Below are 21,919 nucleotides of genomic sequence, written 5' to 3' on the forward strand. Positions count from 1 at the left end.
GGATGCGGCCCTCTCTATAAGTCCTTGTGAACGCAGGACTGACCTCCCGCGTCACGGGAGTATCGGGGGCCGAGGCGGGGTCTTAGGGGTTCTCAGCGCACCGTTGCCCTATGGGGCACCGAAGTCCGCCCCATCAAGCCGTTCGGACTGGTGCTCGCGACCGCTCACCCAGGGTAAACCGGTCGCGAACAGCCAGGTCGGCGGTTCAGGATCTGACCATGTATTCGATTCGCGCCGCGGTCGCGTCCGATCTGGACGAGGTGGTGGACGTGCTGGCCCGGCTGCAGGCCGAGCCGGCGCATCACATCGCCTACCACGGCGAGACCGCCGATGAGATCGTCGAGGAGCTGACCGGCATGCGCCCGGACTGGATGTCCGGCACGGTGCTGGCCACCGACTCGGCCGGCCGGGTGCGCGGTGTGCTGGGCGTGGAGGCCGATCCCGAGGTCGGCCGGGCCTGGTTGCACGGGCCCTATGTGGACGTGCCGGCGAACCACCCGGCGGCGGCACAGCTGTGGCACCAGACGGCGGACGCGCTGCTCGAGGAGGCCCTGCGGGTGCCGGGCCTGGCCGGGATCGCCGACCTGGAGCTGTGCGGGCACCGCCGGCACCGGCTGCTGGCCGACTTCGCCGCCCGGCATGACTTCCGCACCGGGACGACCAGCCGGGTGTTCACCCTCACCGGCGCCGGGTTGCGTTCGGTCCTGGTCCGCGACACCGGCGACACCGGCTATGAGTCCGTTGTGGACAGTGCGGTTCGGTTGCTGCCGGACGATTCCGCCGTCAAGGCCGCGGTCCGGGCGCTGCACGGGCGGAGCTTCCCGGACGCCCCGATCACGGCCCGCCAGCTCGTCGAGGGCGTCCGCGGGCACTGCGTGGTGGTGCTGACCGGGCCCGGCGGGCTGATCGGCTACGCGGCGGGTTACCCGCAGGAAGGGGAGCTTTACGTGGACCTCGTCGCGGTCGACCCGGACAAGCGCTCGCGCGGCGCCGGGCGGGCGCTGGTCCGCGGGCTGCTCCGGGAGCTGGCCGCGCGGCACGGGGCCAGGTCGCAGGCCGCCGCGGTGATCGCGCTGGGCAACGACGCCTCGGAGCGGATGTTCACCGCGCTCGGGTTCGCCCTGCACATGGAGATGGTCAGCTACCGCCAGGTGCTCGCGGTCACAGGATGTTGACCGCGCGGGCGGCCACGATCGCGATGGTGGCCAGCGACACCGAGGAGGCGGCCATCATGAGCGTCTTGGCCCGCCCGGTCATCGGCATGGTGTCGGTCGGGCTGAACGCGGTGGCCGCGGTGAACGCCACGAACACGTAGTCCACAAAGGACGGAAGCCAGGTGCCGGGGTCCCACCCCGGCACCCCGGTCATCTGCGGGAACAGCAGGTCGCCGGTCCCCTCCGGCCGGGCGTGCCGGGGGTCCCGGGCGAACGGCCCGCCCCGGTCCAGCTCCCAGAACACCACCGCGACCGCGACGATGTTGGTCGACCAGATCAGCGCGCCGGAGCCGATCAGGTGCCCGGCGCTGAGCTTCTCCTCGTTGACCATGGTGGTGAACAGCTGCACCAGCCGGCCGGCGTTCACCGCGAGCAGCAGCACGGAGAGCGCGACCGCGGAGGCCCGCAGCATCGGGTGGTCCCGGTTCAGGCTGACCGGGTTGGTGGCCACCAGCGGCACCAGCAGCAGCACCTCGACCCCGACCAGCACCGGCCACCAGGGCGGCACGATCTGCTCCGGCGCGGCGAACTGCAACCCGATGATCATCGCCACGGCGAGCGAGGCCGGCCACCGCCGTTCGTGTGCCTTCACGACGCCGCAGACTACGGACCTGCCCGTGAGTAGGCTCGCACGTCGGGAACCGGGAGGGTGCATGTCGGGTTTCGGTGTGGACGCCGAGGTGCTGCGGCAGGTGGCCCGGCGGTACGAGGGCGAGGCCGCGGACCTCGCGGCGCTCGGCGACGCGGTGGCGGCCACCGCCGGCGAGGGGCACGTCGGCGCCGGGTTCGGCGCGGTCGCCGCGCCCTACCGGCTGGGGTTCGAGCGGTTCGGCGGCAGCCTGGCCCGCCTCGGCGCGGAGGCCGGCGAGATCGCGGCCCGGCTGGCCGAGACGGCCGCGGCGTACGCCCGGATCGAGGAGGAGTCCCCGGTGCGGACGGTGCCCTGATGGGCTTGGCCGACGACTGGCGCACCTCCGACGAGATCCTCGACGAGGCCCGTCCCGGACTGGCCTTCTTCGCCGAGTTCCTTCCGCGCTACGACGAGGCTGCCGTTCTCGCCGGCCGTGGCCGCTGGCCCGGCCTCACCCTGGCCGCGATCCAGGGCCCGTTCGACGCCCTGCGCGGCATCGACCTCGGCGTGATCCGGGCCGACGCGGACGCGCTGTCATCCGTCGCCGAGGCCGCCGGCAACCACCTGCACAACCTGGAACGGCACTGGGCCGGGTTGTCCGGCTGGCACGGCGACGCGGCCGACGCCGCGCGGGTACACCACGAGCGCTTCACCGGCCGGGCCGCGGAGCTCCTCCGAACCACCGCGCACGGCCCCGGCGCGATCAACGGCGGCGCCACCGCGATCCAGAACGCCCTGGTCCGCTACGCCGCGCAGGTCCGCGACCTGGCCGGTGACCGCTGCGGCGGGCTGACCGCGGCCGAGGTGCGCGCGGCCCGGGACGCCACCATTCTGGGCAACATCGTCGACGAGTTCGACGCGAAGAAGGACGCGTTCGACGCCTACACCCGGGCCGTGGTGCGCGCCGTCCAGGGTCATTACGACGTGCTGCTGACCCACCTGCGGCCGCTCACCGGGGAGCCGGCCGCCCTGACGGTCACGTCGGACGGTCGGATCCGGCTGACCGTGGGCGCCCGCTCCTACGAACTGGACCTCGGGCCCACCAGCCCGTCCGGCGTCCCCGGGCCGTTCGGCGAGCCGGGCGAGACCGCCGCCCCAGCCTCCGGCGCCGCAGCCACGCCGGTCAGCCCGCGGCTGCCGGCGACCCTCTTCCCCTGGGCGATCCGCCCGGTGGAGCGGCTGCGCCCGGACGAGGACGGCAAGGTGGTGATCCACAACGGCAAGGTGACGATCACCGTGGACCCGGACGAGGTCGCCGACGAGCTCACCGTCACCCTCGACGACGGCGCCGGCCACCGCACCACCTACCGCCTGGACTACCGCGACCCGGCCAACCCGACGCTGAACCGGGCCGCCGAGCCCGGCTCCCCGGCACGCCTGGCGCCGGTGCGGGAGCTGAAATGACGACCGACCCGGCGATCCTGCGTGCCTACGACGCGGTGTCCGCCGAGCACGAGGCGGCGTCCGCGGCGATCTCCCAGGAGCTGCGGGCACGGCTGCGGGAGGTGTCCGAGCGGCTCCCCGCGGTCCCACCGGAACCGCCGCTCGAGGACGACGACGAAGTGCCGGCGTTCCGATGGGACGAGCTCTGAGTCAGTCCGGCCAGTCGGCCGCGGTGATGCCGCCGGCGTGACCGGGCGGCCATTGCACCAGTTCGATCCGGTTGCCGTCCGGGTCGGTGATCCACGATGTTTGGAAGTCCGCCGAGCCGTCCGGTGATTCGGGCGGTTCGGCCTCGACGCCGCGGGCGGCGAGCTCGGCGACGGTGGCGTCCATCGACTCCACCTTGATCACGAAGTGGTTGAGGCGGGTGCCGGGTTCGAGCTCGCTTCTGGCGGGGTCGTGCACGAGCTCGAGGGAGACGAAGTCGTCGCCGGGGAGCTTGAGCATGGTCAGGCTCCCGAACGCGGTCTCCGGGACGCTCCCGACCACCTCGTAGCCGACGGCGGTGTAGAACGTGAGCGACCGCTCGAGATCGGCGACCCGGAGGCCGAAGTGCAAGGTCCTCATGGATTCCCCCTTTCGGGGCAAGACTAGGGTTTGCGGACGTGCCAGACGACCCCACCGCGGCCCCGCTTCCCGAGCTCCCCGGCGTCGACGTGCAGGCGATCATGCAGGCGATGGCCGCGGACGGGGTGGACATGTCCGACCAGGCCGCGGTGTACCGGTGGCTGGCCGACCCGACCGTCGACCTCGCCGGCATGGTCGACGAGGACGAGTTCGATCCCGACGAGGACGTCTCGATCAAGGAGCTGTACGGGCTGCCGGACCGGTTGCCGCCGCTGCGCCTGCCGCCCCTGGCGGAGCTGGTCCGGGCCGCGCGGGAGAGCCGCGTCCTGGCCCAGGCCCGCGCGCTGGCCGGATGGGTCGGTGCGGGCCGGCCGGTCGACGAGCAGGGCGAGCCGGGCGCCGCGGACTGCCGGGCGGCGGCGGACGCGCTCGGCCTCGAAGCGCCGGCGGATGTGGCTTCGCTAAGCGATATTCCGGAGCTGACGCACCTGTGGGATCTCGCCGAGAGCGTCGAGCTGATCGAGATCGGTGACGACGAGATGGTGCCCGGCGCGGCCCTCGAGGCCTGGCCGGACGGGGCCGACGAGGACGTGCTGGACGTCTGGGCCACCGCGCTCGCGGTCGTGATGACCAGCCTCGACCTGGACGCCGACCTGCACCACGAGGCGGAGCTCAACTTCTACGGCGCCGGTGGCGCGGTGGTGATGACGCTGTTCCTGGCCAGGAGCGCGGGCGTGCCGTACCCGGAGCTGTCCGAGCTGATCGGCGAGGCGGCCGGTGCCCGGCGCGGCGTCTGGGACGCCTGGGTGGCCGCGCACGGCGACCCCGCACAGGTGTTGCTCACCCGGCTCGAGGAGCTGGGCGCGGTGAGCTACGACGAGGAGGCCGCGCGGCTGACCCCGCTGGCGCAGTGGGCGATGTGCGCGCAGCTGGTTGACGGCGACGTCGAGGTGCCGCTGCTGCCGCCGGTCGAGGAGATGACCGCGCAGGACCTGGTCGCGGCTGCGGAGGGGTTCACCGAGGACGAGCTGGTGGCGGAGACATCGGCCTGGCTCGACCGGCACCCACCCGAGGTCGCGGCCGCGGAGCTGCTCGAGGTGGCGGCGGCCGGCGGTCCCGCGGACCGGATGTACGCCACGTCGGTGGTGACCAGCCGGATCGGTGCCGCGGCCGAGCCGCACTGGCGGGCCGCGCTGGACGACCCGCGGCTGCGCGCCTACGCCAAGCTCGCGCTGGACCTCAAGCCTGGGTCCGAGGATCTGGCCTGGCTGCTCACCGACGTGCTGGCCACGACGTCCGATGTGGACGGTCCGGAGGACATCGCCCGGCAGCTCGGCGACGCCGTCCCGGCCGGCCGGGAGCAGGAGATCTTCGAGGTGATGTGGCGGATCCCGCACCCTTCGGCCGGCGATGTGCTGAGCCTGCTCGGCGCCCACCACCCGGACAAGACCATCGCCAAGGCGGCGCGCAAGGCCGCGTTCAAGGCCCGGCAGTCGTGAACAGGGAAAGCAACGTCACGTTGCTTCCCACCCGGGCGTTCAAAGCCCGGCAGCCGTGACCGGCACCCGCAGATCGGTGGCGGCGGTGGTGATCGGCTCGGGCAGGCGCAATGGCTCGCGGCCGGGGGTGATCCAGGCCGCCGGCCGGTCCGGCGTGCCGAACCAGGTCTGGAAGCCGAGCAGGGCGGCGGCGTAGGCCTCTTTGGCGCCGGTCGGCAGGCCGAGCTCATCGCTGGTGAGCACCGGCACCGGGTCGAGGGCCCGGCGCAGCGCCGCGATCAGCGCCGGGTTGTGCACCCCGCCGCCGGAGACGATCACCCGGCCGGCGTCGTGCGCGCGGCAGGCGTCGGCGACGGTGACGGCGGTGAGCCCGACCAGCGTGGCCAGCAGGTCCACGGCGGGCACGTACGGGATGCCCTCCAGCGCCGTGCGCAGGTAGCCGGCGTGGAAGTACCCCGTGGTGGCGAACTTCGGGGTGGACTTGACGTAGTACACGTCGGCGAGCAGCGCGTCGAGCAGATCCGGCCGGACCGAGCCCTGGCTGGCCAGCTCGCCGTCCACGTCCCGCTGCCACACCCCGTCGGAGATCATCCGCGCCGCCGCGTCCAGCAGGACGGTGCCCGGACCGGTGTCGAAGGCGAGCGCCGGCCGGTCGGGGCCGACCACGGTGAGGCCGGCGGCCGACCCGAGGTCCACCGCCGCCACCGGCTCGGCCGCGCCGGCGAGCCAGAGCCGGTCCAGAGCGGCACCGACGTCGTGACCGCCGGGCACGGACACCACCGGCAGCCCGGTGCGCCCGGCGATCCGCACGGGCTGGCCGAGCCGCAGCGCTGCCGGTCCTTCGCGGTGGACCGGCTGGCCGAGCGTGACCACCAGGCCGGCGCCATGCTCGGCGTGCAGGCCCTCGGCCGCGGCGGCGAAGGCCGTCCCCACCTCCGCCTCCAGCCGGCAGAGCTCCGCGGCCGTGCCGCCGGCCGGGGCGAGCACGCCCAGCAGGGCCGCGCGCAGCTCCCCCGGATAGGTGATCTCCTGGTGCCCCAGCGGGATGAGCTCGATGGTGCCGCCGGTCAGGCGCAGCTCCGCGACCGCGGCGTCGATGCCGTCCATCGAGGTTCCGGAGGCCAGGCCGATCACACGTAAGGAGGTCACAGTGCTGTGACCTATTGCAGTGAGTAGTCCCGGCGCAAGAGTGCAGGTTACTTCTTGACCAAATTGATGTCCGCAGTGGTTGAACTTTGGCCGCAACAGGTATAGACACCGCGATACGGTGTGACGAACGAACTCCAGGGAGATGGGCATGACGACGTTTTCGGCCGACAGAAGCCGGCGGGCGTTCCTGCGCGGGATGCTGGCCGGCGGTCTCCTCGTCGTGCCGGGCACGACCGCGCTCGCCGGCTGTGCCACGGCCGGTGGGGGAACGCAGGAGCAGGCCAAGGGCACCGAGTCCAAGGAGAACCCGCTGGGCATCGACACCAGCGCGCCGCTCGAGCTGGTGTTCTTCCAGGGCGGCCTGGCCACCGAGATGGACTGGGTGCAGAAGACCTACGGCAAGCTCTACCCGAACGCGAAGATCAACGCCGCGTCCACGGTCAACATCAACTCGCTGCAGCCGCGGTTCTCCGCCGGCCAGCCGCCGGACATGGTCAACGACTCGGGCGCGCAGAAGATCCCGCTGTCCGGACTGATCGCCGGCGGGCAGCTGGCCGACCTCTCACCGCTGTTCGACGCGCCGTCGCTGGACGACCCGGACAAGAAGGTGCGGGACACGGTCCTGCCGGACGTCTTCCCGGTCGGCACGTTCGACGGCAAGCTGCTGGTGTTCAACTACGTGCTGTCCGCCTACGGGCTCTGGTACTCCTCGTCGCTGTTCGCCAAGAACGGCTGGAAGATGCCGACCGAGTGGTCGGAGCTCATGGCCTTCGCCGAGGAGATGAAGAAGGCCGGGCTGTCGCCGATGGGCTACGGCGGGGTCAACGCCCCGAACTACGTCACCGAGATGATGATCACGATGGCCGGCAAGGCGGGCGGCCAGGACGTGGTGAAGGCGATCGACAACTTCGAACCCAACGCCTGGAAGCAGGACGCGGTGAAGCAGGCGGCGGCCGCGGTCGAGGAGCTGGCCCGCAAGGGCGGGTTCCTGCCCGGCAGCCAGGGCATGAAGCACACCGAGGCGCAGACCCAGTTCGTCCAGGGCAAGGTCGGCTGCTACCCGAGCGGATCCTGGCTCGAGAACGAGATGAAGAAGGACACCCCGGCCGGCTTCGACATGGTGATGGCCCCGGTTCCGCGGCTCAGCTCGTCGGACAAGCTGCCGTACGAGGCGATCCACGCCAACGCCGGTGAGCCGTTCGTGGTGCCGGCCAAGGCCAAGAACGTCCGCGGCGGGCTGGAGTGGTTCCGGCACATGCTCAGCACCGACAACGCCAAGGCCTACAGCGAGGCCACCGGTTCGCTGACGGTCGTCAAGGCGGCCAACGACAAGCTCGACCTGAAGAGCACCGCGCTGAAGTCGGTGAAGGACGCGCTCGGCAAGGCCGGCAACAACACGTTCACCTTCTGGTTCATGGACGTCTACGGCGACCTGAAGAAGAACGCGGCCATCGCGGCGATGTCCGACCTGCTCACCGGGCGGACCAACGCCGACGGGTTCATCACCGCGGCCCAGGCCGCGGCGGACAAGGTCGCCGCCGACGCCAACGTCACGAAGTTCAAGCGCAGCTAGAGAGTCCTTGTGCACCACCGCAAGTACCGGTTCATCATCGGCTTCCTGGTCGCGCCGCTGGCGCTGTACGTGATGTTCGTGGTGTCCCCGAACATCCAGGCGGTGATCTACTCGTTCACCGACTGGAGCGGGTACAGCCAGACGCAGAACTTCGTCGGGCTGGACAACTACGTGCGCCTCGTGCACGACGCCGACTTCTGGACCGCGTTGACCCACAACGCTGTGCTGCTGCTGGTGCTGCCGGTGGTGACGATCTCGCTCGGGCTGCTGTTCGCGTTCCTGCTCAACATCGGCGGGACGCGCCGGGGCTCGGTGGTGCGCGGGCTGCGGGCCTCCCGGTTCTACAGCGCCGTGTACTTCTTCCCGTACCTGCTGTCCGTCGCGATCATCGCGGTGCTCTGGCAGCAGGCGTACAACCCGCAGGGCGGGCTGGTGCCGGGCGCGCTCTCGGCGGTCGGCATCACCCCGCCGCGGGACGGCCTGCTCGGCACCCCGAGCCTCGCGCTGTGGGCGTGCGTCGCGGTCGCCGTCTGGCAGGCGGTCGGCTTCTACGTCGTGCTGTTCTCCGCCGGCATGGCGTCCATCCCGCGGGACATCTTCGAGGCGGCCGCGCTGGACGGGGTGAACCGGGCGACGCTGCTCTTCCGCATCGTGGTTCCCCTGCTCTGGGACAACATCCAGGTCGCGTTCGTCTACCTGGGCATCATCGCGCTGGACTTCTTCGCCATCGTCAACATCATGACGCCGCACCCGGAGTCCGTCGGCAACTCCACCGAGGTGATCGCCCACTATCTGTTCACCCGGGCGTTCAGCGGCGACACCAACCCGCAGTACGGCTACGCCTCGGCCATCGGCGTCGCGCTGTTCTTCCTGACGCTGACGCTCGCCGCGGTCATGTTCCGCGCCTCCCGCCGGGAGAAGGTGGAGTACGCATGACCGTGACCGAGGTGCGACCGCCTGTTCCGGCCTCGCCACCGGCCGGTCCGGTACGCCGCCGTGCCCGGGCCGGCGAGCGGTCGGCCAGCGCGTCGTTCCAGGTCATCCTTGCCGCCTGGGCGCTGGTGTCGGTACTTCCGCTGATCTGGGCGGTGCTGACGGCGCTGAAGCCCAACCCCGAGGTGTTCGCCTCGCCGTGGCGGCTGCCGTCCCGGTGGAGCTTCGACAACTTCGCCCGGGCCTGGGGCGCTGCCTCGATCGGCCAGTTCTTTCTCAACACGGTGATCGTGGTGTCCGGCGCGCTGGTGCTGACCATGCTGCTGTCCACCATGGTCGCCTACGTCCTGGCGCGGTATTCCTTCCCCGGCAACCGGTTCATCTACTACCTGTTCGCCGGCGGCCTCATGTTCCCGGTGTTCCTGGCGCTGGTGCCGCTGTTCTTCGTGGTCCGCAACCTCGGCCTGCTGCACAGTCACCTCGGCTTGATCCTGGTCTACGCCGCCTACGCCATGCCGTTCTCGGTCTTCTTCCTGACCGCCTTCTTCCGCACCCTGCCGTCGGCCGTCGCCGAGGCAGCGTTGATCGACGGCTGCTCGCACACCGGCGTGTTCTTCCGGGTCATGCTCCCGATGGCCCGCCCCGGCATCGTCAGCGTGGCGTTGTTCAACGTGCTCGGCCTGTGGAACCAGTACCTGCTTCCCCTGGTCCTCAACCAGGGCGACAAGTCCACCGCCGTGCTGACCGAAGGCCTGGCCTCGCTCGTGGCTCAGCAGGGCTACCAGTCCGACTGGAGCGCCCTCTTCGCCGGCATGGTCATCGCCATGCTCCCGGTCCTGATCGTCTACCTCGTCTTCCAACGTCGCGTCCGCCAGGGATTCGTTGCCGGAGCACTGAAATAGCAGGTCAGACCCTGTGGATAGACTTTTGCCTGATCTTGATCCGTCCGGCAGGCTTGACGGCAACAGCTACGCTGACCGTCGAGAAGGGACTCCCCGTGACCGATCCCGAAGACCTGCCGAGCCGCGTTACCCGCCTTGAGGACGAGGTGAAGAGAGCGCGGGAAGACTCCGCCGTCGCCCGCTACCTCGCGGCCGAAGCCGACCGTGACGTCGCCGACGTCCGCCTCGAGCTCAAGGCTCATACCAGCACCCTCAAAGCCCTACGAGACACCCAAATCGAGCAGGGCCAGGAAATGCGCGCCGGTTTTGCCAAGGTGAACGACCGGTTTGCCGAGGTCAATGGCAAGTTTGCCGAGGTGAACGAGAGTCTGGCCATGCTTGGTGCCGGCATGGCTCGCATCCACACGGCACTGAAAATCGATCCGGCTGGCGAGACCTGAGGGTCGTCGGCATGGTCATCGCCATGCTCCCGGGTCCTGATCGCCTACATGTTTCCACCGTCGCGTACGTCGGGATTCGTTGCTGGAGCACTGAAATAGCAGGTCAGACCCTGTGATTGGCGGTTTTAACTGTCCCTTTAGCACAGGGCAGGCTGTGCAGCGAGGCAACCAGGCTTCACTGCACAGATAGGGATCTACACATGACCGAGCTTGCCGAACTCGACGAGCGCGTAAACAGGTTGACCTTGGAGGTGGTCGATATTCGAGGTATCGCAACCAAGGCTGAGATCGATGCGGCCGATGTCCGTGCCGGGCTTCGTGGCCACACCAAGGCGCTCGAGGATCTCAGGAAGACCCAGCTTGAACAGGGCCGAGACATTGTCGATCTGCGATCGGAGATGCGTAGGGGCTTTGCCCGTATTGACGAGCGCTTTGCTGGTATGGACGAGCGCTTTGCCGGTATCGACGGGCGTTTGGATGGCATGGACAAGCGCTTCGACGGTATGGACGAGCGATTCGCCCGGCTCGAAGGCGAGATGAAGGAGGGATTCGCGACCGTGGGCGTCGAGCTGGCAAAGATCAGCACCCTGTTGCGGGTCGCGATCAGGCAGCCCGGGCAGCCTGTCGAGTCGTGAGGGTGATGCACGGTTGAGGGTGCTCGGCGCCTGGATGCGAGGATGGCCGGGTGTCGAGCACTCTGATCGTGATCATCGTCGTCCTGGTCGTGGTGGCGGTTGCGCTGGTGGCCGGGGTGGTGCTGGCGCGGAGGCGCCGGATCGACTTGACCGGGAGCGAGCCGGCGGTCGAGGAGGAGACCAGGCCGGGCGGGTACCGGGCGGAGACCGGGATCAGCCTCGCACCCGGCGGTCCTCAGGCAGCGCCGGAGCCGGTGGAGGTGGTCGAGCCCGCCGAACCCGTAGAGGCAGCTGAACCTGAGCCCGAGCCGGTCGAGGAGATCGCGCCAACTTCGGGACGGTTGGAGCGGTTGCGGGGGCGGCTGGCGCGGTCCCGGTCGACCTTCGGGCAGGGGCTGCTGGGCCTGCTCGGCGCCGGTGATCTTGACGAGGACTCGTGGACGGAGGTCGAGGACACCCTGCTGATGGCCGACCTCGGTTCCGGCACGACGACCGAGGTGGTCGAGCGGCTGCGCGCCGAGCTGGTCTCGCGTGGCGTCCGCACGTCCGACCAGGCAAGGGCGCTGCTCCGCGAGGTGCTCGTGGACGCCCTGAAACCCGACATGGACCGGGCCGTGCGCGCCCTGCCGCACGACAGCGGCACCAACGGCAAGCAGCCCGCCGTCGTCCTGGTCGCGGGCGTCAACGGCACCGGGAAGACGACCACTACCGGCAAACTCGCCCGGGTGCTGATCGCCGACGGCCGGACCGTCGTGCTCGGCGCGGCCGACACGTTCCGGGCCGCGGCCGCCGACCAGCTGCAGACCTGGGCGCAGCGGGTCGGCGCGGAGGTGGTGCGCGGCAAGGAGGGCGCCGACCCGGCCGCGGTCGCCTTCGACGCGGTGAAGCGCGGGATCGAGGCCGGGGTCGACGCCGTGCTGGTGGACACCGCGGGCCGCCTGCACACCAAGACCGGGCTGATGGACGAGCTGGGCAAGGTCAAGCGGGTGGTGGAGAAGCAGGCGAAGGTCGACGAGGTGCTGCTCGTGCTCGACGCCACCACCGGGCAGAACGGGCTCACCCAGGCCCGGGTGTTCCGCGAGGTCGTGGACGTCACCGGCATCGTGCTGACCAAGCTCGACGGCACGGCCAAGGGCGGCATCGTGTTCCAGGTGCAGCGCGAGCTGGGCGTGCCGGTGAAGCTGGTCGGCCTCGGTGAGGGCGCCGACGACCTGGCCCCGTTCGAACCGGGCGCGTTCGTGGACGCCTTGCTGGGCTGAGCAACGGCGTACGGGGCAGGATGGGGGCATGGTCGACATCGAGGTGCTCTGCCCGGCGGTGGAGCGAGACGAGGAGATCCTGACCCCCGAGGCGCTGCGGTTCGTCGCCGGTCTGCACGAGGAGTTCGCCGCGCGCCGGGACGAGCTGGTGGCCAGCCGGCGCGAGCGCCGGGAGCAGGCCGCGCGCACAGGACGGCTGGACTTCCTGCCGGAGACGGCCGAGATCCGTAAAGCGGAGGACTGGCGGGTGGCGCCAGCGCCGGCCGACCTCGAGGACCGGCGGGTGGAGATCACCGGGCCGACCGAGCGGAAGATGGCGATCAACGCGCTCAACTCCGGCGCCAAGGTGTGGCTGGCCGACCTCGAGGACGCCAACACTCCACATTGGACGAACGTGGTCTCCGGCCAGGTGAACCTGAAGGACGCGGTGCGCGGCACGATCGCGTTCACCTCGCCGGAGGGCAAGGAGTACGCGCTGCGCGACGACATCGCGCACGCCGTGATCGTGATGCGCCCGCGCGGCTGGCACCTGCCCGAGAAGAACCTGATCTTCGCGGGGCGTACCGGTGTCGGCGCGTTGGTCGACTTCGGACTGTACTTCTTCCACAACGCGAAAGCCTTGCTGGACAAGGGGAGTGGACCGTACTTCTACCTGCCGAAGATGGAGAGCCATCTCGAGGCGCGGCTGTGGAACGACGTGTTCACGCACGCCGAGCGCGAGCTGGGCATCCCGCACGGCACGGTCCGGGCCACCGTGCTGATCGAGACCATCCCGGCCGCGTTCGAGATGGACGAGATCCTCTACGAGCTGCGCGAGCACGCCTCGGGACTCAATGCCGGCCGCTGGGACTACCTGTTCAGCCTGATCAAGTACTTCCGCGACGCCGGCCCGGACTTCGTGCTGCCGGACCGCAACAGTGTCACGATGACCGCCCCGTTCATGCGCGCCTACACCGAGCTGCTGGTGCGCACCTGCCACAAGCGCGGCGCGTTCGCCATGGGCGGGATGGCCGCGTTCATCCCGAACCGGCGCGACCCCGAGGTGACCGAGAAGGCGCTCGCCAAGGTCCGCGAGGACAAGCGCCGCGAGGCTGGCGACGGGTTCGACGGCTCCTGGGTGGCGCACCCCGACCTGGTCCCGATCTGCCAGGAGGAGTTCGACGCCGTGCTCGGCGAGCGCCCCAACCAGCTCGGCCGGCTGCGCGCGGAGATCGCGGTCACCGCCGAGCAACTCCTCAACGTCGCTGCTACGCCAGGAAAAGCCACCGAGGCCGGCCTGCGCGCCGCGGTCGACGTCGGCGTCCGGTACATCGCGAGCTGGCTCTCCGGCAACGGCGCCGCGGCCATCCACAACCTGATGGAGGACGCGGCCACCGCGGAGATCTCCCGCTCGCAGGTCTGGCAGTGGGTGCGCAACGAGGTGGTGCTGGACACCGGCGCGAAGGTCACCGCCGACCTCGTCCGCCAGGTCCTCACCGAGACCCACGCGGCCCTGCGCGACGAGCTGCCCGCCGAGCACCTCGACCCGGCCGTCCAGCTCTTCGAAGAGGTCGCGCTGGCCGGGCAGTTCCCCGACTTCCTCACCCTGCCGGCCTACGAGCGGATCGAGTGATGATCCGCACCTCGCTCGACGGCGCGCTCATCGCCAACGTCGTCGAGCGTCTGTCCCCAGTGGACAGAGCAGCGCCGGCCGGCCGCCAGCCCGTGCACACCTGCTACGTCCCGGCCGACAAACTCACCCCGGACCTGTCCCGGGAATGGGGTGCCCAGGCCCTCGCCACCCTCGACGCGCACCGGGAGCTCCTCGACGTCCCTGATGACATCGTGGCCAGGGTGCGCGCGAAACTGGAACGCGAGCCGATCGAGGACCTCCGGATCGACTTCGAGGACGGCTACGGCTCGCGTCCCGAGCCTGTCGAGGACGCCGACGCCGAACGCGCCGCGACCACCCTCGCCGCCTGGCTCCGGGCCGGGACCGCACCGGCCTGGTCCGGCATCCGGTTCAAATCCTTTGACACCAGGACACTCCTCGAGCGCGGTGTGCGCACCCTGGACATCTTCCTCACCGCCCTCGGCCGCGACATCGCACCGAGCCTGGTGCTCACCTTTCCCAAGGTCACCTCGCCGGCCCAGGTGAGCGCGCTGTGCGATCTGCTGGAGCCGCTGGAGGACCGGCTCGGGCTGCCGGACGGCGCGCTCCACTTCGAGATCCAGATCGAGACCGTTCAGTCCATTGTGGACGTCAAGGGCCGGATCACCGTGCCGCGGTTGATCTCCGCTGGTCGCGGGCGGGTGACCGGCCTGCACTTCGGCACCTACGACTACACCGCCGAGTGCGGGCTCGACGCCGCGCAGCAGCACCTTGCCCACCCGGCCTGCGACTTCGCCCGCCATGTCATGCAGGTGAGCGCGGCCGCGGCCGGCATTCGGCTCTCCGACGGCTCGACCAACCTCCTGCCAGTCGGGGACGACGTCGAACACGCCTGGCGCACGCACTACGTGCTGGTTCGGCGCTCCCTCGAGCACGGCTTCCACCAGAGCTGGGACCTGCATCCCGCCCAGCTCGTCACCCGCTACGCCGCGGTGTACGGCTACTACCTCGAGACCGCGCCCGCGTCGGCGCGACGGCTCGGCGCGTACCTGTCCGGTCGCACGGGTTCGGTGGCCGACGAGCCGGCCACCGCCCGGGCCCTCGCCGGCACACTGCGCCGCGCGGTCGACTGCGGCGCGCTCACCGAGGCCGAGGTCACCGCGCTCGTCGGGTCCGACCGGTGGAGCGCCCATGCTTGACCTGGTGTTCCGGGCCCGCCGGGTGATCACTCCGGAGGGCGAGCTGCCCCGGTGCGTCGGCGTGCGCGACGGCCAGATCGTCGCCGTCGAACCACTGGGCACGCCGATGGAGGCCGCGGACGTGATCGACGTCGACCCGGAGATGGTGCTGCTGCCCGGCCTCGTCGACACCCACGTGCACGTCAACGACCCGGGCCGCACCGAGTGGGAGGGCTTCGAGTCGGCCACCCGCGCGGCGGCCGCGGGCGGGATCACCACCATCATCGACATGCCGCTGAACAGCCTGCCGCCCACCACCGACGTGCCCGCACTGGAGTTGAAACGCAAGACCGCGCAAGGCAAGGCGCACGTGGACGTCGGCTTCTGGGGCGGCGCGGTGCCGGGCAACGCCGCCGAGCTGCAGGGCCTGCACGACGCGGGCGTGTTCGGGTTCAAGTGCGTCCTACTGCCCTCCGGCGTCGACGAGTTCCCGCCCCTGCGGCCCAACGAGCTTGCCGATGTGCTGCCGCAGCTGCACGGTTACGGCGCCCTGCTGATCGTGCACGCCGAGGACGCCGGCAGCATCGAGCACGCACCGGCGCCGCAAGGGGAACGCTACGCGGGTTTCCTCGCCTCCCGGCCGCGCGGCGCGGAGAACCTGGCCGTGGCGCAGGTGATCGAGCTGGCCCGGCGGACCGGGGCCCGTGTGCACATTCTTCATCTGTCCTCTTCGGACGCACTGCCGATGATCGCGTCGGCGCGGCGGGACGGCGTGGCGGTCACCGCGGAGACCTGCCCGCACTACCTCACGTTCACCGCGGAGGAGATCCCGGATGGGGCAACGCAGTTCAAGTGCTGCCCGCCGATCCGCGAGGCGGACAACCGGGAACTGCTCTGGCGCGGCCTGTCCGACGGTGTGATCGACTGCGTGGTGAGCGACCATTCACCGTGCACCGCCGAGCTGAAACGCTTCGACACCGGGGACTTCGGTGCCGCGTGGGGCGGGATCGCCGGCCTGCAGCTGGGTCTGCCCGCGGTGTGGACGGCTGCCCGGGCTCGCGGTGTCGCGCTCACCGACGTGGTTCGCTGGATGGCGAGCCGCCCCGCCGAGCTGGTCGGCCTGCGGCACAAAGGAAGCATCGCGCCCGGCTACGACGCCGACCTGTGCGTGCTCGCCCCGGACGAGACGTTCACCGTGGACGCCGAAAACCTGAGGCACCGCAACCCCGTCAGTGCCTACCATGGCCGGACCCTCGCCGGTGTCGTGCACGGGATCTGGCTGCGCGGCCGCGAGGTCACCGGCACCGAACCGCACGGAATGCTGCTACGCAGGGGAGTGTTGTGACGGCGGACTGGACCCGGTTGCCCGAGATGGCCTCCCGCCGGATGGGCGGCAGCGTGCTGTGGTCCAACGACGAGCTGTTCGCCGAGCGCGAGAACCTCATCAAGCCCGGCGAAGCCATGTACCAGCCGCACACGTTCGGCCACAAAGGACAGATCTACGACGGCTGGGAGACCCGGCGCCGCCGCGAGCCCGGCCACGACCAGGTGATCATCCGGCTCGGCCTGCCCGGGATCATCCGCGGCGTCATCGTGGACACCTCGTGGTTCACCGGCAACTTCCCGCCGTTCGCGTCCGTCGACGCCTGCGCCGTCGACGACCATCCCAACCCCGAGGAGATCACCGGCTGGGAAACGATCGTTCCCAAGTCGCCCCTACGCGGCAACACCCTCAACGAGTTCGACGTCAGCGAGCTCCGCCGCTACACCCACGTCCGGCTCACCATCTACCCGGACGGCGGCGTGGCCCGCCTACGCGTGCACGGATTCCCGTTCCCCGACGCCACGTTCCTCGACCTCAACTCCTTCGACCTCGCCGCCCTGGAGCACGGCGCGCGCGTGGTCGGCTGCAGCAACATGTTCTACTCCTCGCCCACCAACCTGATCTCGCCCGGTTTCGCCACGAGCATGGGCGACGGCTGGGAGACCGAACGCCGCCGCGGCGACGGCAACGACTACGTCACCGTCCAGCTCACGGCCCGCGGCGTCATCCGCCTGGCCGAGCTCGACACCAGCCACTTCAAGGGAAACGCCCCCGGCTGGGCCGCACTGTCCGGTTGCGACACCCGGGTCGCCGAACCCGACGAGGAAGGCGCCTGGTTCGAGCTCCTCCCCAAAGTCCGCCTCCAACCCGACACCCGCCACCGCTTCGTCCTGCCCGACGCCAACCCCACCACCCACGTCCGCCTGGACATCTACCCCGACGGCGGCATGGCCCGCCTCCGCCTGCACGGCGCCCTCACCGACGACGGCCGCGAACACTTCATCCGCCGCTGGCTCGACCTGCGATGAAGGCCCCGTTCCTCACGCTGGGCGTGTGAAAGGCCGCCTTCATCGCACATCACAGCTCCTCCAGGAACGGCCGCTCATCCCAGTCGTCCTCGTTCTCCGCCGCCCCGCCCGGCCGCCGAACCTGCTGCGGCGCCCGCTTCGGCTCGACCGGCACCCGTGGCCGGGGCGGCTCCAGTTCAGCCTCGGGCTCCGGCTCGATCCGGATCTCGTCCGGATCCGGCCCGGTTTCCACCTCCGGCTCCCCGAACCGCCGCCTCGCCTCGTCAAGAAGCAGGTGCGTACTCGGATCGGTCGCCCCGACCGTCTCGAACATGGCCTGCCCCAACAGATCGGGGATCCTGGCCTGCGCCCGCCGCACGCATTCCATGATCTGCGCGGCAATCGCCGGCATGGGCGGCGGTTCCCACCGGTCCCGCAGCACCAACCCGGTGAGCTGCCCACTCGCCGACACCGTCACCTCGACCAAGCCGTCCCCCGACGCCTCGGTGATCGCCAACCCCTCAACCCGCTCCTGCAGCGCGCGGTACCGCTCCGCGTTCTCCGCGATCCGCCGTTCCCACCCCGCGTCAGCCGCCACCCCAGACACCCCCTCGCAACCGCCCTACCACAGAGCGTGGCGCATCCCCTGCCTTGGCCGCAAGGGTCACCTAACTTGCGCCCACCGCAAGAACTCCACGCCCATGCTCCGAGCGGGTGGACCTGTTGTGTTGATGCGGCGCCCCGCCATCCGAGGGACTTAGGTTCTCCCCATGATTGCGATGCGCGAGTCCACGGCACGTACCCGAGAGCTGGGCAGGGAACTGCGGAGAATCCGCGAATCAGCCCGCTACACGGGCCACGAGCTGGCCACGAAACTGGGCTGGTCGCCCAGCAAGATATCGCGCATGGAAACCGGCGACCGCACCACGTCCGAAGTGGATGTTGCAGTCTACGCGGCCTTCTGCGGAGCCGCCGGCGACGAACTCGACCATGTGCTCCAGCTGACCCAGCCCACCGACGACAACCACTGGCTCCACGTACGCGGCGACCATCTCCCGGACGAACTCCGGTCCGTGATCATCCTGGAGAACACCGCCCAAACCATCGCCTACTACGAGCCCATCGTGATACCCGGCCTCCTCCAAACCGAGGACTACGCCAGAGCTCTGTTCCACGAACGTGACGTGCTGCCGTTGGATGCCATCGACTCGCGGGTGCGTTTCCGGATGGCCCGGCAGCATATTCTGGCCCTGCCGAATCCGCCGAAGATCACTTTCTTCGTGCACGAGAACGCCCTGCGCATGCCGGTGGGCAACCTCCTGATCATGCACGAGCAGATGCTTCACCTGTTGCTGACGTGTGCTACGCCGCAATGCCGGCTGCGGGTCGTCGAGGCGTCAGTCGGGGCTCGCACCGGCGCCAACGGACCATTCATGTGGACCGCTCACCGCAACCACAACCCGGTCATCTACGTCGAGCACCTGACCACCAGCATGTTCCTGGAAGGAATTGACGAAACGCTGGCCTACCGGCGCCAACTTGACCGGCTCTCCGACATCGCCCTCGATGAGGGACAATCACGGCAGTTCCTTGCGGACCTCGCAAGCGAGTACGACCGGGAAGAAGCCGATCATGAACCTCCTGCCCGACCCGGCCCTGAACTGGCGCAAGAGTAGCTTCAGCGACGGCGGCAACGGCGCCTGCGTCGAGGTCGCCTGGCCCCGACCCCGCGTCGCCGTGCGCGATTCCAAGCACCCGACCGGCCCAATGTTGACCTTCCCCCACGTAACCTGGAAGGCCCTCCTCGCGACGAGTTGACGTGGCCCGCATCTACGTCTCCTCGACGTTGACCGACCTCCAAGAGCACCGCGAATCGGTCCGCAACGCCATCCGCCGCATGGGCCACACCGACGTCGCCATGGAGTACTACGTCGCCGAAGACCGCCGCCCCCTCGACAAGTGCCTGGCCGACGTCCGCACCTGCGACCTCTACCTCATCGTCATGGCCTGGCGCTACGGCCACATCCCACCCGACCAGACCGACTCGATCACCCACCTCGAATACCGCGCCGCCCTCGACGCCGACAAACCCTGCCTGGCCTTCGTCCTCGACGACAAGGCCCCGTGGCCACCCCACCTCATGGAACTCGACCAACTCCCCCAAGTCCAAGCCCTCCGCACCACCCTCACCCAGGACCACCTCGCCGGCCTCTTCACCACCAAGGACGACCTCGCCCGCCAAGTCACCGAATCCCTCCAGCAATGGGAACGCAACCAGACCAGTCAACCCACCACCACGACGGATTGGTACGCTTACCGCCAGGCAGTCTTCGACAAGTACCGCTGGGTTGTACTCTCAGTAATCGCTGGCGCCCAACACGACCGCTTACGCCACATCCCGCTGGCTGATGTCTACGTATCACCGCGCGTCCGGGCTGGTCGCCCGCACTACGACATACCTGAACGGACTATTTCAACCACGCCTATAGAAAGTAGGCTCTTGCTCGGCACGGAGTTTAAGCAAGTATTTCTTGGGGGTCCGGGAAGTGGCAAGAGTACGATGTTTCTCGCGACAATTCTCGAGATATGCGAGCTCAAGCGTGGTCATTTCCCGCTGATACCTCTTCTTGTGGAGCTTCGTGAGTACGTTCTGCGCGGCTGCTCCGACTTCATCGTCTACCTGCGGGATGTTACCTGGGACAAACTCGGTTTTCGACTCACTGAGCAAGCTCTCATCGATGTGTTGTCGCAGGTCGGGGCATGGGTCTTCTTCGACGGTCTCGACGAGATCTTCGAGCCAGTTGCCCGCGCCCGTGTGATTGACCAGTTCCAGGCCTTCACCGCCCGTTTTCCGCAAACGATGGTTGCGGTTTCCTCCCGTATTGCTGGTTACGACGAGAGCAGTCTCGGCCTTGCCGGCTTTGCGCACTACACGTTGCTTGACTTCGGCCTCGTCGAGATCGGCGAATTCATCCCAAGATGGTATCGGTACTACACGCTGGAAAACGACGAGCGGGACGCCGCCGGGCTGATCCGGCGCATCTCGGAGAACCCGCGCCTGCTCGAGCTTGCCGGCAACCCGCTGCTGCTTACTATGATGGCGATCATCTACAAGCATCAGGACCTGCCGGAGAAGCGCTGGCAACTGTACGCGCGGTGTACCGCTGTACTGCTCGAGGACTGGGACGTCAAGCGCAAGAAGATCGACCGCGACGAGCTGCTGCCGTTCCACATCACGGCCGACCAGAAAGCCGAGATCCTGCAGAACATCGCAATGGCCATGATCTCTCAGCCGAACAACGACTCCAGGCAGGAGTTGAACGCGATCGGCTACGAACCGCTGCGTGATATCATAGCTGGCTACCTCGGTGAGCAGTACGGCAAACCGCCAGGCGAGGCTCAGGCGATCGCCGTGGAGATCTTGAACCACTTGCGTGAGCGCACCTATATCCTAGCCGAGACCGGGGATCGGATTTTCGGTTTCGTGCACCGCACATTCATGGAATATTTCGTCGCTCGGCACGTGTTGGCCGATTTCAATCGAAATAGAGCCGATTATGAGTGGCTTACGCAGAAGGTTTTTCTGAAGTACTGGACGAGCGACAGATGGCGCGAGCCGCTGCTACTCCTTGGCGGAATGCTTGTGGGTCAAGGATCACCGATTCGCGAGGTTATCGACGCGCTGATGAGCCAGCTCGGGCAGGATCGGTTCGCCGTGCCCTTTGCGGCGCGCTGCCTCGGCGAGGGCGGTCAGGTGTCGCCCGAAGACCGACATTGGGCCAGTGTGATCATGCAGACGCTAGTCAGTCGTTTGAAATTTCGGCCAGAAAAGCAATCCGGCGGAGACAAGTACATCGAAGAGTCGATCGCCGCATTCGGTCTTATGGTGCCCCTTGTTGAGATCCTCGACGCCACCCGGCAACTGGTTGATCAGTTCATCGGGTCAGCATCAATCAGAGACCGGATAATTGGTTGGCAGTTACGACTTGCCTTGGGCTCGAAGGCGGAACGACGCGAGTTCGCTCTTGACGGTCTGTTACACAAGGACCAGGCGATACGCCGGGGAGCGGTTGCCGCCCTGGAACGTGAGTGGCCCGGCGACGAGGGCGTGTTCGAGGTCATGACGAAACGGCTCGCCAATTGGGATGGCGAGTGGCATGGCGAAGTCCGCGAAGTGCTAATTTCCGCTCTGGACGCCGGTTGGCCCAGGCGAACCGAGGTGTTGGACGCCATAGAACTTTGCGTCGATCATGAAACGTCGGCGGTGCACGCCATGTGGGTAGTCGGGCATCTGGCCGCGGCCTGGGCGGGTGATGCCCGAGCGCGGGATCTCGTCCTACGAATCCCGGGACGCCAGTTGCTGAACCTGGGCGAAGACAAGAGCGCACGAGTCCGGGAAGCGGCGGCATCCGCGCTCGTCGCCGGCTGGGAGCATCTTGCGGATACCCGGGAATTCCTCCTCCGTGCGCTCGACCCGGCTGAAGATCAACAGGCAGCCTTCACGGCGTATCTTGCGCTCGCCAAGCTCGATCGCGATCCTTTCATGTAGCGCCAGCTCCAGCAGGCCCACTGTG

22 protein-coding genes are annotated in these 21,919 nt (G+C 69.0%); 18 read left to right on the forward strand and 4 right to left on the reverse strand.

Going from position 1 to position 21,919, the window contains the following annotated elements; all coding sequences use genetic code 11:
* Positions 1–218 precede the first annotated feature (218 nt).
* The gene (locus tag VGR06_RS19870; protein ID WP_327560600.1) at positions 219–1,175 is read left to right on the forward strand and encodes a GNAT family N-acetyltransferase; all 957 of its coding nucleotides are present in this window, start codon (positions 219–221) and stop codon (positions 1,173–1,175) included.
* On the opposite strand, the gene VGR06_RS19875 is transcribed toward VGR06_RS19870, so the two are convergent.
* Positions 1,162–1,806 carry a hypothetical protein gene (locus VGR06_RS19875; protein ID WP_327560601.1) on the reverse strand — a complete coding sequence of 215 codons (645 nt, stop codon included), beginning with the start codon at positions 1,804–1,806 and terminating at the stop codon, positions 1,162–1,164. The genes VGR06_RS19870 and VGR06_RS19875 overlap by 14 nt on opposite strands.
* Before the next feature lie 61 nt (positions 1,807–1,867).
* Between VGR06_RS19875 and VGR06_RS19880 the strand changes: the two genes are divergently transcribed.
* The 3 genes from VGR06_RS19880 to VGR06_RS19890 are packed head-to-tail and all read left to right on the forward strand — an operon-like array spanning position 1,868 to position 3,437.
* Positions 1,868–2,161 carry a type VII secretion target gene (locus tag VGR06_RS19880; protein ID WP_327560602.1) on the forward strand — a complete coding sequence of 98 codons (294 nt, stop codon included), beginning with the start codon at positions 1,868–1,870 and terminating at the stop codon, positions 2,159–2,161.
* On the forward strand, positions 2,161–3,249 hold the full coding sequence (locus tag VGR06_RS19885; RefSeq protein WP_327560603.1) for a hypothetical protein: 1,089 nt from the start codon (positions 2,161–2,163) through the stop codon (positions 3,247–3,249). Before VGR06_RS19880 ends, VGR06_RS19885 begins: the two co-directional genes overlap by 1 nt.
* Entirely contained in the window at positions 3,246–3,437 is a 192-nt protein-coding gene (locus VGR06_RS19890) for a hypothetical protein (protein ID WP_327560604.1), read from the forward strand. Before VGR06_RS19885 ends, VGR06_RS19890 begins: the two co-directional genes overlap by 4 nt.
* Position 3,438: 1 nt before the next feature.
* On the opposite strand, the gene VGR06_RS19895 is transcribed toward VGR06_RS19890, so the two are convergent.
* Complete coding sequence (locus tag VGR06_RS19895; RefSeq protein ID WP_327560605.1) at positions 3,439–3,855, reverse strand: VOC family protein; 417 nt, start codon at positions 3,853–3,855, stop codon at positions 3,439–3,441.
* Positions 3,856–3,893: 38 nt separating this feature from the next.
* On the opposite strand from VGR06_RS19895, the gene VGR06_RS19900 reads away from it, so the two are divergent.
* Positions 3,894–5,354: a hypothetical protein gene (locus VGR06_RS19900; protein ID WP_327560606.1), complete on the forward strand. Its 1,461-nt coding sequence runs from the start codon at positions 3,894–3,896 to the stop codon at positions 5,352–5,354.
* Positions 5,355–5,393: 39 nt separating this feature from the next.
* Here the strand turns inward: VGR06_RS19900 and VGR06_RS19905 are convergent, their stop codons facing one another.
* Positions 5,394–6,503, reverse strand: a complete 1,110-nt coding sequence (locus VGR06_RS19905) for an anhydro-N-acetylmuramic acid kinase (RefSeq protein ID WP_327560607.1) — start codon at positions 6,501–6,503, stop codon at positions 5,394–5,396.
* A gap of 148 nt (positions 6,504–6,651) precedes the next feature.
* Here VGR06_RS19905 and ngcE point away from each other — a divergent pair, with 148 nt between their 5' ends.
* From ngcE to alc, 10 genes are all read left to right on the forward strand, one after another.
* Complete coding sequence (gene ngcE / locus VGR06_RS19910) at positions 6,652–8,076, forward strand: N-acetylglucosamine/diacetylchitobiose ABC transporter substrate-binding protein (RefSeq protein WP_327560608.1); 1,425 nt, start codon at positions 6,652–6,654, stop codon at positions 8,074–8,076.
* A 9-nt stretch (positions 8,077–8,085) separates the two neighbouring features.
* Positions 8,086–9,012 (forward strand): sugar ABC transporter permease, encoded by a 927-nt coding sequence (locus VGR06_RS19915; RefSeq protein ID WP_327560609.1) that lies wholly within the window; start codon positions 8,086–8,088, stop codon positions 9,010–9,012.
* Entirely contained in the window at positions 9,009–9,911 is a 903-nt protein-coding gene (locus VGR06_RS19920; protein WP_327560610.1) for a carbohydrate ABC transporter permease, read from the forward strand. The genes VGR06_RS19915 and VGR06_RS19920 overlap by 4 nt, the downstream gene beginning before the upstream one ends.
* Before the next feature lie 95 nt (positions 9,912–10,006).
* Positions 10,007–10,351: a hypothetical protein gene (locus VGR06_RS19925; protein ID WP_327560611.1), complete on the forward strand. Its 345-nt coding sequence runs from the start codon at positions 10,007–10,009 to the stop codon at positions 10,349–10,351.
* Positions 10,352–10,551: 200 nt separating this feature from the next.
* Positions 10,552–10,986: a hypothetical protein gene (locus VGR06_RS19930; protein WP_327560612.1), complete on the forward strand. Its 435-nt coding sequence runs from the start codon at positions 10,552–10,554 to the stop codon at positions 10,984–10,986.
* 50 nt (positions 10,987–11,036) lie between these two features.
* On the forward strand, positions 11,037–12,245 hold the full coding sequence (gene ftsY / locus VGR06_RS19935; RefSeq protein ID WP_327560613.1) for a signal recognition particle-docking protein FtsY: 1,209 nt from the start codon (positions 11,037–11,039) through the stop codon (positions 12,243–12,245).
* A 28-nt stretch (positions 12,246–12,273) separates the two neighbouring features.
* On the forward strand, positions 12,274–13,857 hold the full coding sequence (aceB, locus tag VGR06_RS19940; RefSeq protein ID WP_327560614.1) for a malate synthase A: 1,584 nt from the start codon (positions 12,274–12,276) through the stop codon (positions 13,855–13,857).
* Positions 13,857–15,035, forward strand: a complete 1,179-nt coding sequence (locus VGR06_RS19945; RefSeq protein WP_327560615.1) for a DUF6986 family protein — start codon at positions 13,857–13,859, stop codon at positions 15,033–15,035. Before aceB ends, VGR06_RS19945 begins: the two co-directional genes overlap by 1 nt.
* The gene (allB, locus tag VGR06_RS19950) at positions 15,028–16,359 is read left to right on the forward strand and encodes an allantoinase AllB (protein ID WP_327560616.1); all 1,332 of its coding nucleotides are present in this window, start codon (positions 15,028–15,030) and stop codon (positions 16,357–16,359) included. Before VGR06_RS19945 ends, allB begins: the two co-directional genes overlap by 8 nt.
* Positions 16,360–16,385: 26 nt before the next feature.
* The gene (gene alc / locus VGR06_RS19955; RefSeq protein WP_327560633.1) at positions 16,386–17,366 is read left to right on the forward strand and encodes an allantoicase; all 981 of its coding nucleotides are present in this window, start codon (positions 16,386–16,388) and stop codon (positions 17,364–17,366) included.
* Positions 17,367–17,415: 49 nt separating this feature from the next.
* On the opposite strand, the gene VGR06_RS19960 is transcribed toward alc, so the two are convergent.
* Positions 17,416–17,943, reverse strand: coding sequence for a YbaB/EbfC family nucleoid-associated protein (locus tag VGR06_RS19960; protein WP_327560617.1), 528 nt, complete (start codon positions 17,941–17,943; stop codon positions 17,416–17,418).
* A gap of 172 nt (positions 17,944–18,115) precedes the next feature.
* On the opposite strand from VGR06_RS19960, the gene VGR06_RS19965 reads away from it, so the two are divergent.
* From VGR06_RS19965 to VGR06_RS19975, 3 genes are read left to right on the forward strand one after another with little or no spacing between them, the layout of a single operon-like run.
* Positions 18,116–19,021, forward strand: coding sequence for a helix-turn-helix transcriptional regulator (locus VGR06_RS19965; RefSeq protein ID WP_327560618.1), 906 nt, complete (start codon positions 18,116–18,118; stop codon positions 19,019–19,021).
* Positions 18,978–19,163, forward strand: coding sequence for a DUF397 domain-containing protein (locus VGR06_RS19970; protein WP_327560619.1), 186 nt, complete (start codon positions 18,978–18,980; stop codon positions 19,161–19,163). Before VGR06_RS19965 ends, VGR06_RS19970 begins: the two co-directional genes overlap by 44 nt.
* 1 nt (position 19,164) lies before the next feature.
* Positions 19,165–21,894: a DUF4062 domain-containing protein gene (locus tag VGR06_RS19975; protein WP_327560620.1), complete on the forward strand. Its 2,730-nt coding sequence runs from the start codon at positions 19,165–19,167 to the stop codon at positions 21,892–21,894.
* The last annotated feature ends 25 nt before the right edge of the window (positions 21,895–21,919 follow it).

Source organism: Actinophytocola sp., assembly GCF_036002505.1.
Lineage (GTDB): Bacteria > Actinomycetota > Actinomycetes > Mycobacteriales > Pseudonocardiaceae > DASYTH01.